Raw genomic sequence first — 15,932 nt, 5'->3', positions numbered from 1 at the left:
GAACACACCGTGAGTCATTTATTGGATCAACTGCGGTTTTTCAACCGCAAGCAAGGCGAGTTTTCAGACGGTCATGGCGAGACCCGCAAGGAGTCCCGCGATTGGGAGAACGTCTACCGCTCCCGCTGGCAGTACGACAAGATCGTGCGTTCCACCCACGGGGTGAACTGCACCGGCTCGTGTTCATGGAAAATCTACGTCAAGAACGGCCTGATCACCTGGGAAACCCAGCAGACCGACTACCCGCGCACCCGTAACGACCTGCCCAACCACGAGCCACGCGGCTGCCCTCGGGGCGCCAGCTACAGCTGGTACATCTACAGCGCCAACCGACTCAAATACCCGAAGATCCGCAAGCCGTTGCTCAAACTGTGGCGCGAAGCCCGGCAGACCCTGCCACCGGTAGAAGCCTGGGCCAGTATCGTCGAGGACAAGGCTAAGGCTGACTCCTATAAGAGCAAGCGTGGCATGGGCGGCTTCATCCGCTCCAACTGGGAAGAAGTCAACGAGATCATTGCCGCGGCCAACGTCTACACCATCAAGGAACACGGCCCGGATCGGGTGGTAGGGTTCTCGCCGATCCCGGCGATGTCGATGGTCAGTTATGCCGCCGGCTCGCGTTACCTGTCACTGATCGGCGGCGTGTGCCTGAGCTTCTACGACTGGTACTGCGACTTGCCGCCAGCCTCGCCAATGGTCTGGGGCGAGCAAACCGACGTGCCGGAATCGGCCGACTGGTACAACTCCAACTACATCATTGCCTGGGGCTCCAACGTCCCGCAGACCCGTACCCCCGACGCGCACTTCTTCACCGAGGTGCGCTACAAGGGCACCAAGACTGTGGCGATCACCCCGGACTATTCGGAAGTCGCCAAGCTCACCGACCTGTGGCTCAACCCCAAGCAGGGCACCGACGCCGCGCTGGCCCAGGCATTCAACCATGTGATCTTCAAAGAATTTCACCTGGACAAACCCAGCGCCTACTTCACCGAATACGCCAAGCGCTACACCGATCTGCCAGTACTGGTGATGCTCAAGCCGATGCTCGGCGTGGCGCCGGGTTCCGGTTACCAGCCTGATCGCTTCCTGCGCGCCAGTGACCTGACCGACAACCTCGGCCAGGACAACAACCCGGAATGGAAAACCATCGCCCTGGACGCCAACGGCGAACTGGTTTCACCCCAAGGCTCCATCGGCTATCGCTGGGGCGAGAAGGGCAAGTGGAACATCCTCGCCCGTGAAGGCGGCGAGGGTCGTGAGATCGACCTCAAGTTGAGCCTGATCGGCGGCGACGTCGCCGAGGTGGCCTTTCCGTATTTTGCCGGCGAAGCCCAGGAGTACTTCCAGCATGTGGCCGGTGACGCGGTGCAGTACCGCCGGGTGCCGGTGCACAGTGTGGTGCTGGCTGACGGCAGCGTGGCGAAAGTGGCCACGGTGTTCGACCTGTCGGCCGCCAACCTGGCCATCGACCGTGGCCTGGGTGGCGCCAACGTCGCCAAGGACTATGACGACGCTTCGGTCCCTGGCACTCCGGCCTGGCAGGAGCAGATCACTGGTGTGAGCCGCGAGAAGGCGATTCAGATCGCCCGTGAGTTCGCCGACAACGCCGACAAGACCCGTGGACGCTCGATGATCATCGTCGGCGCGGCGATGAACCACTGGTACCACATGGACATGAACTACCGTGGGCTGATCAACATGCTCATGCTCTGCGGTTGTGTCGGTCAGACCGGCGGCGGCTGGGCCCACTACGTTGGCCAGGAAAAACTGCGTCCGCAATGCGGCTGGCTGCCCCTGGCCTTCGGCCTGGACTGGAACCGTCCGCCACGGCAGATGAACGGCACCAGCTTCTTCTACGGCCACAGCTCCCAATGGCGCCACGAGAAGATGAGCATGCACGACGTGCTCTCGCCCCTGGCGGACAAATCGCAATTCCCCGAGCACGCCCTGGACTACAACATCCGTGCCGAACGGGCCGGCTGGCTGCCGAGCGCGCCGCAACTCAACACCAACCCGCTGCACATCTGCCGCGATGCCGCCGCCGCGGGCCTGGAACCCAAGGATTACGTGGTCAAGTCGTTGCAGGACGGCTCCCTGCGCTTTGCCTGTGAACAGCCGGACAGCCCGGTGAACTTCCCGCGCAACATGTTCATCTGGCGCTCCAACCTGCTGGGCTCCTCGGGCAAGGGCCACGAGTACATGCTCAAGTACCTGTTGGGCACCAAGAACGGCGTGATGAACGAAGACATCGGTCAGGTCGGCGACTGCAAACCGACCGAGGCCGAATGGGTGGACGAGGGCGCCATCGGCAAGCTCGACCTGGTGACAACCCTGGACTTCCGCATGTCCTCGACCTGCGTGTATTCCGACATCGTCTTGCCGACCGCTACCTGGTACGAAAAAGACGACATGAACACCTCGGACATGCACCCGTTCATTCACCCATTGTCGGCTGCCATCGATCCGGCCTGGGAGTCGCGTTCGGACTGGGAAATCTACAAAGGCATCGCCAAGGCGTTTTCCGCCATGTCGGTCGGGCACCTGGGTGTCGAGAAAGACCTGGTCACCGTGCCGTTGATGCATGACAGCGTCGGCGAGCTGGCCCAACCGTTTGGCGGCACCGACTGGAAAAGCGCTGGTGTGGCGCCGCAGCCGGGCAAAAACGCGCCGAACCTGCACGTGGTGGAGCGTGACTACCCGAATATTTACAAGCAGTTCACGTCCCTGGGCCCGATGCTGGAAAAACTCGGCAACGGTGGCAAGGGCATCAACTGGAACACCGACGAGGAAGTGAAATTCCTCGGCGAACTCAACCACTCTGAAGTCGAAGCGGGCATCAGCCAGGGCCGGCCAAAGATTGACAGTGCCATCGACGCCGCCGAAGTGATTCTGTCCCTGGCCCCGGAAACCAACGGCCATGTAGCGGTCAAGGCGTGGGCGGCGCTGTCGGAATTCACCGGCATCGATCACAGCCACCTGGCCTTGTCCAAGGCCCACGAGGCCATTCGTTTCCGCGACATCCAGGCCCAGCCGCGCAAGATCATTTCCAGCCCGACCTGGTCCGGCCTGGAAGACGATCACGTGAGCTACAACGCCGGCTACACCAACGTTCATGAGTCGATCCCATGGCGCACCATCACCGGTCGCCAGCAGTTCTACCAGGATCACCCGTGGATGCAGGCGTTCGGCGAGCAGCTGATGAGTTATCGGCCGCCGGTCAACACCCGCACCATCGAGGGCGTGAAGGGCAAGCGCAGCAACGGCGAGACCGAGATCGTCCTGAACTGGATCACTCCGCATCAGAAATGGGGCATCCACAGCACCTACAGCGACAACCTGCTGATGCTCACCTTGAGCCGTGGCGGGCCGATTGTCTGGCTCTCGGAAATCGACGCCAAGCGCGCCGGCATCGAGGACAACGACTGGATCGAATGCTTCAACGTCAACGGCGCGCTGACCGCCCGGGCGGTGGTCAGCCAGCGGGTCAAGGAAGGCATGGTGATGATGTACCACGCCCAGGAACGGATCGTGAACGTGCCCGGCTCGGAAACCACCAAGACCCGCGGCGGCCACCACAACTCGGTGACCCGCGTCGTGCTCAAGCCTACCCACATGATCGGTGGCTACGCGCAGCAGGCTTACGGCTTCAACTATTACGGCACGGTCGGTTGCAACCGCGACGAGTTTGTCGTGGTGCGCAAGATGGCCAAGGTCGACTGGCTCGACGGTTCCAGCGGCGATGACCTGCCGCGTCCCCTGCCGACTGAGCTGGATTGAGGAGATTGATATGAAAATTCGTTCACAGATCGGCATGGTCCTGAACCTGGACAAGTGCATCGGTTGCCACACCTGTTCGATCACCTGCAAGAACGTCTGGACCAGCCGCGAAGGCATGGAATACGCCTGGTTCAACAACGTCGAATCCAAGCCCGGCATCGGCTACCCCAAGGAATGGGAAAACCAGGACAAGTGGAAGGGCGGCTGGGTCCGCAATGCCGACGGTTCGATCAACCCACGCATCGGCGGCAAATTCCGCGTGCTGGCCAACATCTTCGCCAACCCGGACTTGCCCGGCCTGGATGACTACTACGAGCCGTTCGACTTCGATTATCAGCACCTGCACACCGCGCCCCTGGGCGAGCACCAGCCCACCGCGCGGCCGCGTTCGCTGGTGACCGGTAAACGTATGGAGAAAATCGAGTGGGGCCCGAACTGGGAGGAAATCCTTGGTACCGAATTCGCCAAGCGGCGCAAGGACAAGAACTTCGACCAGATCCAGGCAGACATCTACGGTGAGTACGAAAACACCTTCATGATGTACCTGCCGCGCCTGTGCGAGCACTGCCTGAACCCGGCGTGCGCGGCGTCCTGCCCGAGCGGGGCGATCTACAAGCGTGAAGAAGACGGCATCGTCCTGATCGACCAGGAAAAATGCCGGGGCTGGCGCATGTGCATCAGCGGTTGCCCGTACAAGAAGATCTATTTCAACTGGAAGAGCGGCAAGTCGGAAAAATGCATCTTCTGCTACCCGCGCATCGAAGCCGGCATGCCGACGGTCTGCGCTGAAACCTGCGTTGGGCGGATCCGTTACCTCGGTGTGCTGCTGTATGACGCCGACCGCATCAGCGAAGTGGCGAGCACCGCCAATGAGCAGGACCTGTACGAGAAACAGCTGGAGATTTTCCTCGACCCGAACGACCCAGCGGTGATTCGCCAGGCCCTGGCCGATGGCGTGCCGCAGTCGGTGATCGATTCGGCGCAACGCTCGCCGGTCTACAAAATGGCCGTGGACTGGAAACTCGCGCTGCCGCTGCACCCTGAATACCGCACCTTGCCGATGGTCTGGTACGTGCCGCCGCTGTCGCCGATCCAGAACGCCGCAGCGGCCGGCACCGTGGGCATGAACGGAGTGATCCCGGACGTCGACAGCCTGCGAATTCCGCTGCGTTACCTGGCCAACATGCTCACCGCCGGCGATGAAAAGCCGGTCAAGCGCGCGCTCAAACGCCTGCTGGCGATGCGTGCCTACAAGCGCTCCGAACAGGTGGACGGCGTGCAGGACCTGCAAGTGCTGGCCGACGTCGGCCTGAGCGTGAACCAGGTGGAGGAAATGTACCGCTACCTGGCGATCGCCAACTACGAAGACCGTTTTGTCGTGCCAAGCGCCCACCGTGAAGACGCGATGAGCGATGCGTTCGCTGAACGCTCCGGCTGTGGCTTCAGCTTCGGCAGCGGCTGCAGCGGCAGTTCCGACACGAACATGTTCGGCGCCAAGAAGGCCAACCGCCGTGACGTGATCAAAACCGTCCAGTTGTGGGAGGAGTGAGCATGCGCATTCTCAAGGTGATTTCGTTGCTGCTCGACTATCCGACCGAGACCCTGGTGGCCGGTCGCGACGAGCTGGAACAGGCGATTCTCCAGGCTCGGGAAATCAGTCCCAATCAGCGCGCCGCGCTGTTCGAACTGTTGGAGCTGATCTGCGGCAAAGACCTGATGGACGGCCAGGAGCACTACGGTGCGCTGTTCGGCCGGGGGCGGGCGTTGTCGCTGCTGCTGTTCGAACATGTCCATGGCGAATCCCGCGACCGTGGCCAAGCCATGGTGGACATGATGGCCCAATACGAAGAGGCCGGCTTCGCCATCGGCGTCAAGGAGCTGCCCGATTACATCCCGCTGTACCTGGAATTTCTCTCCACCCGCGAGGACATCGAGGCTCGCGAAGGTCTGGCCGATGTGGCGCACCTGCTGGCGTTGCTGGCGGCGCGCCTGGAAGAACGTGAAAGCGCCTATGCCAGTTGCTTCAGGGCTTTGCTGCAAATCGCCGGGGCCGAACCTCAGGAGGCGGTGGCCGAACTGCGTGAGCAGGTGAAGGCCGAGCCGCGGGACGACTCCCTCGAAGCCCTGGACAAGATCTGGGAAGAGGAAGCGGTGGATTTCATGAAGGCCGAACAGCAGGACCGTTGCAGTTCACTGCCGAGCGGGCCGGGCAAGGCCCGTGACGAAAGCGCGGTGCCGTTGCACTGGGTGGATTTTCAGCATGAAGGGCGGGCCGCTGTGCCAGCCGGGGAGGTGGGCAATGTCTAAGTGGGATCTGTTGTTATTCGGGGTGTACCCCTATGTCGCCTTGGCGATTTGCCTGATCGGCAGTTGGGCACGGTTCGACCTGTCCCAGTACACCTGGAAGGCCGGTTCCAGTCAGATGCTCAGCAACCGCGGCATGCGGGTGGCGAGCAATCTGTTCCATGTCGGCGTGCTGTTCGTGCTGGCCGGGCACTTCGTCGGCCTGCTCACGCCGTCGGCGGTCTATCACCATGTGCTGAGCACCGAGAACAAGCAGTTGCTGGCGATGGTTTCCGGTGGCTTCTTCGGCGTACTGGGCCTGATCGGCCTGCTGATGCTGCTCAACCGGCGCCTGACCGATCCACGGGTGCGCGCCACTTCCAGTACCTCGGACATCCTGGTGTTGGTGGTGCTGCTGGTGCAACTGGTGCTGGGGCTGATGACCATCGTGGCGTCCACCGCGCACATGGATGGCTCAGTGATGGTGATGCTGGCCGACTGGGCCCAGAACACCGTGCTGTTGCGTCCGGTGGAAGCGGCCACGTCGATGGCACCGGTGGGGTTGGTCTACAAGCTCCACGTGTTTCTGGGCTTGACCTTGTTCGTACTGTTCCCGTTCACCCGTCTCGTCCACATCGTCAGCGCGCCGGTCTGGTACCTGGGACGTCGTTATCAAATCGTTCGGCAGAAGTTTTAAGGAGACGATCATGGCTAGTGGATGCGGATGTGGCGGCGGTAACGGAGGCAGTGGCGGTTGCGGTTCATCGGCAAAAGCGGCGCCTGTGGCTACGCCGGCTGCCGATGTCGAGCCCGCGGGTGCGGTGCAGTTCACGCCGGCCCAGACCGGGCCGGTGGCAGAGGATGAAGCCCCGGCGCAGTTGATTGCCAGCAGTGAGCAGGAGTGGCCGATCATCAGCGTCAACGGGGTGTCGATCACCCCGCAGGCGATGGCGTTGGAGCTGCAATACCACCCGGCTGACAGCCGCGAGGATGCGGTCTACCAGGCCGCCCGGGCCCTGGTGATCCGTGAATTGCTCCAGCAACGCATTGCCGAGTTGGGCCTGACGTTGCAGGTCGGCGCCGGTGAAAACGAAGAGGAAGCGGCCACACGGCTGCTCCTCGAGCGCGAGGTGCAGGTGCCGCAATGTGACGAGGCGACCTGCCTGCGTTATTACGAAAGCAATCGGGCGCGCTTTCACAGCGCACCGTTGCTGGCGGTGCGGCACATCCTGCTCGAATGCGCGCCGGACGATGCCGAGGCCCGCAGCCTGGCCCACGTCCAGGCCGAGTTGCTGTTGGAGCGGCTGGACCAGTTCCCGGGCAGCTTCGCCGAGCTTGCGCAGCAGCATTCGGCCTGTCCGTCCAAGGCACAGGGCGGGTCGCTGGGGCAGATCAGCAAGGGCCAGACCGTGCCCGAACTGGAGCGTCAATTGTTCGCCTTGCCGGCGGGCCTGGTCACCAAGCCGCTGGAAAGTCGTTATGGCTGGCACGTGATCAGCATCGACCAGCGAGTCGAAGGCCAGCCGCTGCCCTATGAGGCGGTGGCGACGGCGATTCGCACCCAGTTGCAGCAGGGTGTGTGGCAAAAAGCGCTGGTGCAATACCTGCAAACCCTGATCGGTGCGGCGGACATTCGCGGTATTCATCTTCAGGGTGCCGACTCGCCGCTGGTGCAGTGAGCACCGGGTCAATCAGGGGACATTCATGAACGCCGTGTTGCAGGACGGGTTTGGGCGCCAGATCGATTATTTGCGGATGTCGGTGACCGATCGTTGTGATTTTCGCTGTGTGTATTGCATGGCGAAAAACATGACCTTTCTGCCGCGTCAGCAAGTGTTGACCCTGGAAGAGTTACATCGACTGGCGCGGTTGTTCGTTGGCCTGGGGGTGAAGAAAATCCGCCTGACCGGTGGCGAACCACTGATTCGTCCGGGCATCGTCGGGTTGTGTCGAGATATCGCGGCATTGCCCGGCCTGCGGGAACTGGTGATGACCAGCAACGGTTCGCAGCTGGGGCGACTGGCCCGGCCGCTGGCCGAGGCGGGGGTCAAACGCATGAACATCAGCCTCGACAGCCTGGACGGGGAGCGCTTTCGGGCGATCACCCGTAACGGCGATCTGGATCAGGTACTGGCCGGCATTGAGGCGGCGACTGGGGCGGGGTTCGAGCGGATTAAGCTCAACTGCGTGGTGATGAAAGGGCGCAACTTCGATGAAGTCCCGGCGTTGGTGCAGTACGCCATCGAGCATCGCATCGACATCAGCTTCATCGAGGAGATGCCCTTGGGGGAGGTCGGGCGTTCCCGGGGTGAGTCGTTCTGTTCCAGCGATGAGGTACGGGCTGTGATCGCCAGCCATCATCGGCTGCTCGACAGCACCGAGAACAGCGGCGGCCCGGCGCGCTATGTGCGCCTGGAGCGTCATCCCGATACCCGGATCGGCTTCATTTCTCCCAACACCCACAATTTTTGCGCCAGTTGCAACCGAGTGCGCATGACCGTTGAAGGACGCTTGCTGCTGTGCCTTGGGCAAGAGGACTCCCTGGACCTGCGTGGTTTGCTGCGGCGCTATCCGTTGGACGACCAACCGGTGATCCAGGCGGTGCAACACGCCCTGCGCGGCAAACCCCTGCGCCACGACTTCAACCCCGGTGGGGAGGTGCAGATTGTGCGGTTCATGAACATGAGTGGTGGGTGAGCCCTGTGGCGAGGGAGCTTGCTCGCGATGACGGCAGCAGGGTCAACATCACTGCCTACTGAACCACCCTCGATTCTTGATATCGATCAATTGCAACCCAGTCTTTTGGTCGTACTCTCCACTGCATATTGTGTTTAAAAAATTAAAAATCCCTATATGTAGTGTCTGGAGCCAAAATGCAGAGCACGTTGATCTCAGTAGGCTGTAACCGCTTGCACAAGCGCGATGGCAGTGTGGTCGCCTTTGATGCGGACAAGATCCGTCAGGCGCTGATCGCCGCTGGCAAGGCCACTGGCGAATACGCCGAGGCCGAGGCCGAGGGGTTGTTGGAAGCGGTGCTGGCCCGACTGGAAGGCCAAACGCGGTTGAATGTCGAGCAGATCCAGGACCGTGTCGAACGGGTGCTGATGGACGCCGGTTTCTTCCTCTCCATGCGCGCCTACATCGTTTACCGCGAGCAGCATGGACGCCTGCGCCGGGATCGCCGGACGCTGGTGGAAGTCGCGACGTCGATGAATGAGTACCTGGACCGTGAAGACTGGCGTGTGCAAGCCAACGCCAACCAGGGCTACTCCCTCGGCGGGTTGATATTGAACGTATCGGGCAAAGTCACCGCCAACTATTGGCTCGACGAGGTCTACAGCCAGGCCATCGGCCAGGCGCACCGCGAAGCCGATTTGCATGTCCACGACCTCGACATGCTCGCCGGCTACTGTGCCGGCTGGTCCCTGCGCACGCTGCTGCACGAAGGCCTCAACGGTGTGCCGGGACGGGTCGAGGCCGGGCCGCCCAAGCACTTGAGCAGTGCCCTGGGGCAGATGGTGAATTTCTTGGGTACCCTGCAAAATGAATGGGCCGGGGCCCAGGCGTTCAGCTCGTTCGACACCTACCTGGCGCCTTACGTGCGCAAGGACAAACTCAGCTACGACGAGGTCCGCCAGTCGCTGCAGGAGTTCATCTATAACCTCAACGTCCCGTCACGCTGGGGCACGCAAACACCCTTTACCAACCTCACGTTTGATTGGGTCTGCCCGCAGGATCTGCGCGAACAGATCCCGGTGATCGGTGGTGAAGAGATGCCGTTCGCCTATGGCGACCTGCAAGTGGAGATGGAGCTGCTCAACCGCGCCTATATCGAGGTAATGCAGGCCGGCGATGCGAAAGGACGGGTGTTCACCTTCCCAATCCCGACCTACAACATCACCCATGACTTCCCGTGGGACAGCGAGAACGCCGACCGGCTGTTCGAAATGACCGCCCGCTACGGCTTGCCGTATTTCCAGAACTTCCTCAACTCAGACATGCAACCCAACCAGGTCCGGTCGATGTGCTGCCGCTTGCAGCTGGACGTACGTGAGTTGCTCAAGCGTGGCGGCGGGTTGTTCGGTTCGGCGGAACAGACCGGCTCCCTGGGCGTGGTGACGATCAATTGCGCACGCCTGGGCTACCTGTACAAGGGCGACACCAGCGCTTTGCTGCAACGCCTCGATGCCTTGATGGAACTGGCAAAGGAGAGCCTGGAGGTCAAGCGCAAAGTCATTCAGCACCACATGGATGCCGGTTTGTACCCGTACACCAAGCGCTACCTGGGCACCTTGCGTAATCACTTCTCCACCATCGGCGTGAACGGCCTGCACGAAATGCTGCGCAATTTCACCGACGACCAGCAAGGCCTGCACACCGAGCAAGGCCGGGCATTCGCCCTGAGGCTACTGGATCATGTGCGCGCCACGCTGCTGCGTTTCCAGGAAGAAACCGGCCACCTCTACAACCTGGAAGCCACGCCCGCCGAAGGCACCACCTACCGCTTCGCCAAGGAAGACCTCAAGCGCTATCCCGATATCCTGCAGGCCGGCAGCCCGGTTGCACCGTATTACACCAACTCTTCGCAACTGCCGGTGGGGTTCACTGACGATCCGTTCGAAGCTTTGGAACTGCAAGACGAACTGCAATGCAAATACACCGGCGGCACCGTGCTGCACTTGTACATGGCCGAGCAGATTTCCTCGACCCAGGCTTGCAAGCAATTGGTACGCAAGGCCCTGGGGCGTTTCCGGCTGCCGTACCTGACGATCACACCCACCTTTTCCATCTGTCCGGTGCACGGCTACCTGGCCGGCGAACACGAGTTCTGCCCCAAATGCGACGAGGCCTTGCTGCTGCAACAGCAGCGTGCTGGCACCGTTCACTGATCCGAACCATTGACCGCTAGGAGCTTCACCATGAATGCATCGCACACTCTCCTACAAGCCCCACAAGCCAATCTCCCGCAGGCGCAGCGTCAACGTTGCGAAGTCTGGACCCGAGTGATGGGTTATCACCGTCCGGTGGCCGCCTTCAACCCAGGCAAACAGTCCGAGCATCGTGAACGGGTGCATTTCACTGAAAGCGCGGCCGGGCGTCCATGAGTCGAGTGCTACGGGTCGGGGGCATGGTGCCCCTGACCACCCTTGATTACCCGGGCCAATTGGCTTGCGTACTGTTTTGCCAGGGGTGCGCCTGGCGTTGTCGTTACTGCCATAACCCGCAACTAATCCCGCCGCGCGGCGGCGAAGAGGTGGATTGGTGTCGGGTGTTGGCGTTTCTGCAACGCCGCCAGGATCTGCTCGATGCCGTGGTGTTCAGTGGCGGCGAGCCGACCTTGCAGGACGGCCTGGCCTCGGCCATGGAAGAAGTGCGGCAGATGGGTTTTCGCATCGGCTTGCACAGCGCCGGTATCAAGCCGGCGGCCTTCGCCAAAGTGGTCGGGCAAGCCGACTGGGTTGGTTTCGACATCAAGGCGTTGCCCGAAGATGCCTTGGACGTGACCCGGGTCGAAGGCAGCGGCGCCGCCAACTGGCGCAGCCTCGATTATCTGCTGGCCAGCGGCGTGGATTATGAATGCCGCACCACGGTGCATTGGCATCTGTTCAACCCCGAACGGCTGTTGACCTTGGCGCGGCGCCTGAACGAGCAGGGCGTCACGCGGTTTGCCGTGCAACTGGTGCGCACCGAACGGATGCTCGACCCTCATCTTTCCAGCGTCTCGGCAAACGCCTTGCAGCCTGAGCTGTGGGCCGCCCTGCGCGAACTGTTCCCCTCGTTCGTGTTACGCAGCTGACCGATTGCAGGGATGAACGACCGACAGCGGCTCGGAATAACCGGGCCACTTTTTTTAAGGTTTTCAAATGCGCTGCCAGTCGGCAGGTAGTTGAACAGGGACCATTTGATATGACCAGACTCACCACTGCCCAACGTATCGTGATCGGTTTTGCCATCGCGCCACTGGCCTTGATCGCCTTGGCGTTGTACGCCTTGAACGACCTGGCGATGTTGCGCGACCAGGCCGTACAGATCGTTAAACAGGATTGGCCGAAGATCGACCCGATCATGGTGATTGCCACGGGTGTGCGCGATAACGCCAGGAACACCCGGGACCTGTTGATCGACAGGAATAATGCCCAGGTGCAGCAATCCATCGACGCCACTCGGCAACGCATCACCCAGGCCTTCGCGACGCTGGAGCCGCTGTTCGATCAGCCCGAAGGCAAGGCCGCGTACGCGGCGTTGAAGAAGAACCGCGAGGCGTACGTGGCGGCTTTCGTTCAAGTGCAGGCGTTGATCCGCCAGGGCGCGACGGACGAAGCGATGGCGCAACTCAAACAAGGCGTGATTCCGGCAGAGCTTGAGGTGTACAGAGGCCTGGACGGGCTGATGGCGATGCAGGGCAAACTCTTTGTCGAGCGTGAACGCCTGGCCCAGGCGCGCTACAGCGACGCGCGACGCAACATGTTGGGGTTGGTGCTGGCTTGCCTGGCCCTGGTGAGTACTGTTGCCGTGCTGGTGACCCGCAGCGTGACCCGTCCGCTGGGGGGTGAGCCCGATGACGCGGCACGGGTGCTGAGTCATATCGCCCAAGGCGACCTGACGATTCGGGTGCCCGTGGGCGTCGGCGCAAACGACAGCGTGATGAGCAACATGCACGACATGCAGCAGAGCCTCAATACCATGGTCCGGCACATTGCGGCGTCGGTGGACCGGGTGGCCAGTTCCTCCGAAGAACTGAGCGCGGTGAGCAGTCAGACCAACAGTACCCTGCAGTTGCAAGGGCTGGAAATTGAACAGGCTGCGGCGGCCGTGAACCAGATGACAGCGGCGGTGGATGAGGTGGCGCGCAATGCCGTGAGCACCAGCGAAGCCTCGCGAGTCTCCGAGCAGACCGCCCAGCGCGGCCGTGAGCAGGTTCAGGAAACGGTTGCTTCCATCTGCGCATTGGCGGATGGCGTGACGGATACCTCGGGGCGAATTCAGCAGTTGGCCGGGCGAGTCCAGGACATCAGTTCGGTGCTGGACGTGATCCGCAGCATTGCCGATCAAACCAACCTGCTGGCCTTGAACGCCGCCATCGAAGCGGCCCGGGCCGGCGATGCCGGGCGTGGCTTTGCGGTGGTGGCCGACGAAGTCCGGGCGTTGGCCCATCGCACCCAGGACTCGACCCGGGAGATCGAAAACATGATCGGCAACATCCGCCAGGACAGCGGGCATGCCGTGACCGCGATGCAAAACAACAGCGAACTGGTGCAGGCCACCCTGCAAGTGGCGCAGCGTTCCGGCGATGCCCTGGATGAAATCGCCCGCTCGATCTCGCAGATCAACGAACGCAACCTGATGATCGCCAGCGCCACGGAGCAGCAGGCCCTGGTGGCCCGAGAGGTGGACCGCAACCTGATTGGCATTCGCAACCTGTCCGAGCAGGTGTTGCTGGGGGCCCGGAATACGGACACGGCCGGCCAGGACCTGGCGCAGATGGCGGGTTCGCTGCATGAGACGGTGGCGCGGTTCAAGGTGTAGCCGACGCCCTGTGGGAGCGAGCCTGCTCGCGATGCGGAGGGTCAGTTTGCAGTGATGCCGGATGTGCCGACGCCATCGCGAGCAGGCTCGCTCCCACAAGGGTTGTGTGTCAAATCCGGATGTTCACCACCCCCAGAATTGCAACCACCAGCCATATCCCACCAGGCTGCTGGCTGATACCAGGCATGCCATGCCGAGCAGTCGCTGAATGGGCGAGGCAGCTGTATGCGCCAGGCGTCTCCAACCGAGCCACAGGCTCCAAGCCATCGCCGCCACTAACAACCCGGCACGGGCCGGCTGTACCCATTCGAGCAACAACCCTTCATAGCGCAACAGCTTCACGGTGGTGGCCGACAAGCCGAGGAACAGTCCTGCACCGCCAAGGGGCGTCAGAGTGATGGCTAAGGACCGATATTGCGCAGCATCGCCTGAGAATCTCGCCGCCAGGCGCAGGAGTAGCTTCAATGAAGTGCCCAGCAGTAAGGCGCTCATGCCCAGATAGACGACGATGCAAAAGCCATCGAGCCAACTGAAGCTGTCATTGAGCTGTGGATAGTGCGTCAGCAGCCACCAGGGCGCGTTGTCCTGTAAGGGCCAGAGCAGATCGTGTGCCACCAGCCATTGGGCCAGGCCCTGCTTCAGGGCAATGAACCAGGGGCTGACGGTCCACTGAAAGGCACCCATGGCCAGGCCAATGACGCCGAACAACAGCAAGCGCACGTCCCAGGGTGAGAGCGTGGTTGCGGTTGACTGAAGGATTTCCTGATTGCTGGAGCGGGCGATCAGGCGCACCGCATCGCGCTGGCCGCTGCAGCGACCACAAGCGTGGCAGTCGGCAGCGCCACGCAGGCGACGGATGTCCAGCAGCGGTGCGCAGTTGGGGGGAGGGCGACGCGGTGCAGGGTTTTCCAACCAACGTTGTTCGTCGACCTGAAAGTGTACCGGTGCCAAACGGGCAAGAAGGGCAAAGACGCCACTGACCGGGCACAGGTAACGGCACCACACCCGCTTGCCTCGGGCGAACAGCAGGCCAACGATCACCGCTGCAACGGTCGAGCCGCCGAGAATCAGCAGCGCAGCCTGGGCATAGTCGTAGACGCTGATCAACTGGCCGTAGATCGTGGTCAGGCAGAACGCCAAGGTCGGCCAGCCGGCCCAGCGCAGGGTTCGCGGCACCCCCAGGCCCTTGCCGTATTGGCTGGCCCATTCGCTCAAGGCGCCTTCAGGGCACAGCACGCCACACCAGAGCCGACCGAACACCACGATCGAGAGCAACACGAAGGGCCACCACAGGCCCCAGAACAGAAACTGCGCCAGCAGCGTGAGGTTGTCGAACAGTCGCGTCTGACCGCTCGGCAATGGCGACAGGGCCGGCACCACCAGCAGCACCGCGTAGAACAGCACCACTGCCCATTGCACGGCACGAATGGTTGCGCCGTGGCGCCGCATGCCGTCGCCCAGGCGCTGGAGCCAGGGGTTTAGGTCGGGCATGGCAGTTTTTCCGACTTGGGTGGCCGCAGCCATCGAGCGACCACCAGCCAATAGCCAAGCCACACCAGTAGCATCATCGCGCTGGGACTGGCTCGGTATCCGGCGAAATCAGCCAGGAAACCACCCAAGCCATGGCCGTCATCCAATACCGCGCTGCTGTCCCAGAGCGCGTCGCCAATGGCGCGATACACCGGTTCGGGCCAGTCCATCGCGAGCAATTGTCCGCCGACCCGCTCGATGCCGCTGACCAGCAGCGCCGCTCCCAACAACAGCAGGATCGCTTCGCTGATGGCAAAAAAGCGCGGCCATGAGATAAATCGGCGACTGCTGTGCAGCAGGGCGATGGTCAGCAGCGACAGCACCAGGCCGGCCGCTGCACCCACGGCAAACAAGCCCAGTTGCGAGCCCTGCAGACGGGCACCGGCGCCATACAGGAAGACCACGGTTTCGCTGCCTTCGCGGCTGACCGCCAGCATCGCCAGCACCAACAGTCCCAGGCCACCCTGGCGGCTCAGGCGATGGTCGGCGTGGCGCGTCAGGTCATGCTTCAGCGTCCCGGCGTTTCGGTGCATCCAGGTGACCATCTGCACGATCAGCAGGCTCGCGATCAGTGCCAATGAAGCCTGGAACCATTCGTTGGCGGCGCCGCTCATGGCCTCGCCAGCCAGCAGAATCAGCCCGGCCAGCACAGCTGAAAGCAGCAAGCCCAGCGCAGCGCCGCCCCATACGTACCGGAGCAGTTGGCTGGCCTGTTGCTGACGGCCGACCCAGGCCTGCAGAATACCGATCACCAACAGCGCCTCGACGCTTTCGCGCCAGACAATAAACATCGATTGAGTCATGCAACGCCTCCT

The 15,932-nt window shown here is 62.2% G+C and carries 12 protein-coding genes; 10 read left to right on the top strand and 2 right to left on the bottom strand.

The window, feature by feature from the left end; all coding sequences use genetic code 11:
- Nucleotides 1-9: 9 nt before the first annotated feature.
- The 10 genes from ACA047_RS16105 to ACA047_RS16060 all read left to right on the top strand — a co-directional run bounded on the left by ACA047_RS16105 (nucleotide 10) and on the right by ACA047_RS16060 (nucleotide 13,587).
- Nucleotides 10-3,777, top strand: coding sequence for a nitrate reductase subunit alpha (locus ACA047_RS16105; RefSeq protein ID WP_497350880.1), 3,768 nt, complete (start codon nucleotides 10-12; stop codon nucleotides 3,775-3,777).
- 10 nt (nucleotides 3,778-3,787) lie between these two features.
- Nucleotides 3,788-5,326, top strand: a complete 1,539-nt coding sequence (gene narH, locus ACA047_RS16100; RefSeq protein ID WP_497350878.1) for a nitrate reductase subunit beta — start codon at nucleotides 3,788-3,790, stop codon at nucleotides 5,324-5,326.
- A gap of 2 nt (nucleotides 5,327-5,328) precedes the next feature.
- Complete coding sequence (gene narJ / locus ACA047_RS16095; RefSeq protein WP_497350876.1) at nucleotides 5,329-6,084, top strand: nitrate reductase molybdenum cofactor assembly chaperone; 756 nt, start codon at nucleotides 5,329-5,331, stop codon at nucleotides 6,082-6,084.
- On the top strand, nucleotides 6,077-6,757 hold the full coding sequence (gene narI, locus ACA047_RS16090; RefSeq protein ID WP_497350874.1) for a respiratory nitrate reductase subunit gamma: 681 nt from the start codon (nucleotides 6,077-6,079) through the stop codon (nucleotides 6,755-6,757). Before narJ ends, narI begins: the two co-directional genes overlap by 8 nt.
- Before the next feature lie 10 nt (nucleotides 6,758-6,767).
- Nucleotides 6,768-7,739, top strand: a complete 972-nt coding sequence (locus ACA047_RS16085) for a peptidylprolyl isomerase (RefSeq protein WP_497350872.1) — start codon at nucleotides 6,768-6,770, stop codon at nucleotides 7,737-7,739.
- Nucleotides 7,740-7,764: 25 nt separating this feature from the next.
- Nucleotides 7,765-8,757 (top strand): GTP 3',8-cyclase MoaA, encoded by a 993-nt coding sequence (gene moaA / locus ACA047_RS16080; RefSeq protein WP_497350870.1) that lies wholly within the window; start codon nucleotides 7,765-7,767, stop codon nucleotides 8,755-8,757.
- Nucleotides 8,758-8,933: 176 nt separating this feature from the next.
- Nucleotides 8,934-10,949 (top strand): ribonucleoside triphosphate reductase, encoded by a 2,016-nt coding sequence (locus ACA047_RS16075; protein ID WP_497350868.1) that lies wholly within the window; start codon nucleotides 8,934-8,936, stop codon nucleotides 10,947-10,949.
- 30 nt (nucleotides 10,950-10,979) lie between these two features.
- Nucleotides 10,980-11,165, top strand: coding sequence for an anaerobic ribonucleoside-triphosphate reductase (nrdD, locus tag ACA047_RS16070; protein ID WP_497350866.1), 186 nt, complete (start codon nucleotides 10,980-10,982; stop codon nucleotides 11,163-11,165).
- A complete protein-coding gene (locus ACA047_RS16065) occupies nucleotides 11,162-11,857 on the top strand; it encodes an anaerobic ribonucleoside-triphosphate reductase activating protein (RefSeq protein ID WP_497350864.1) in 696 nt (231 codons plus the stop codon). Before nrdD ends, ACA047_RS16065 begins: the two co-directional genes overlap by 4 nt.
- A gap of 110 nt (nucleotides 11,858-11,967) precedes the next feature.
- On the top strand, nucleotides 11,968-13,587 hold the full coding sequence (locus ACA047_RS16060) for a methyl-accepting chemotaxis protein (RefSeq protein ID WP_497350862.1): 1,620 nt from the start codon (nucleotides 11,968-11,970) through the stop codon (nucleotides 13,585-13,587).
- 123 nt (nucleotides 13,588-13,710) lie between these two features.
- Here the strand turns inward: ACA047_RS16060 and ACA047_RS16055 are convergent, their stop codons facing one another.
- Together ACA047_RS16055 and ACA047_RS16050 are read right to left on the bottom strand one after the other, a co-directional pair.
- Entirely contained in the window at nucleotides 13,711-15,078 is a 1,368-nt protein-coding gene (locus ACA047_RS16055) for a 4Fe-4S binding protein (RefSeq protein ID WP_497350860.1), read from the bottom strand.
- On the bottom strand, nucleotides 15,066-15,920 hold the full coding sequence (locus ACA047_RS16050; protein ID WP_497350858.1) for an FTR1 family iron permease: 855 nt from the start codon (nucleotides 15,918-15,920) through the stop codon (nucleotides 15,066-15,068). Before ACA047_RS16050 ends, ACA047_RS16055 begins: the two co-directional genes overlap by 13 nt.
- Nucleotides 15,921-15,932 lie beyond the last annotated feature (12 nt).

The sequence above is a fragment of the Pseudomonas sp. LBUM1664 genome (assembly GCF_059695895.1).
This window is presented reverse-complemented; position numbering and strand designations above follow the sequence as displayed.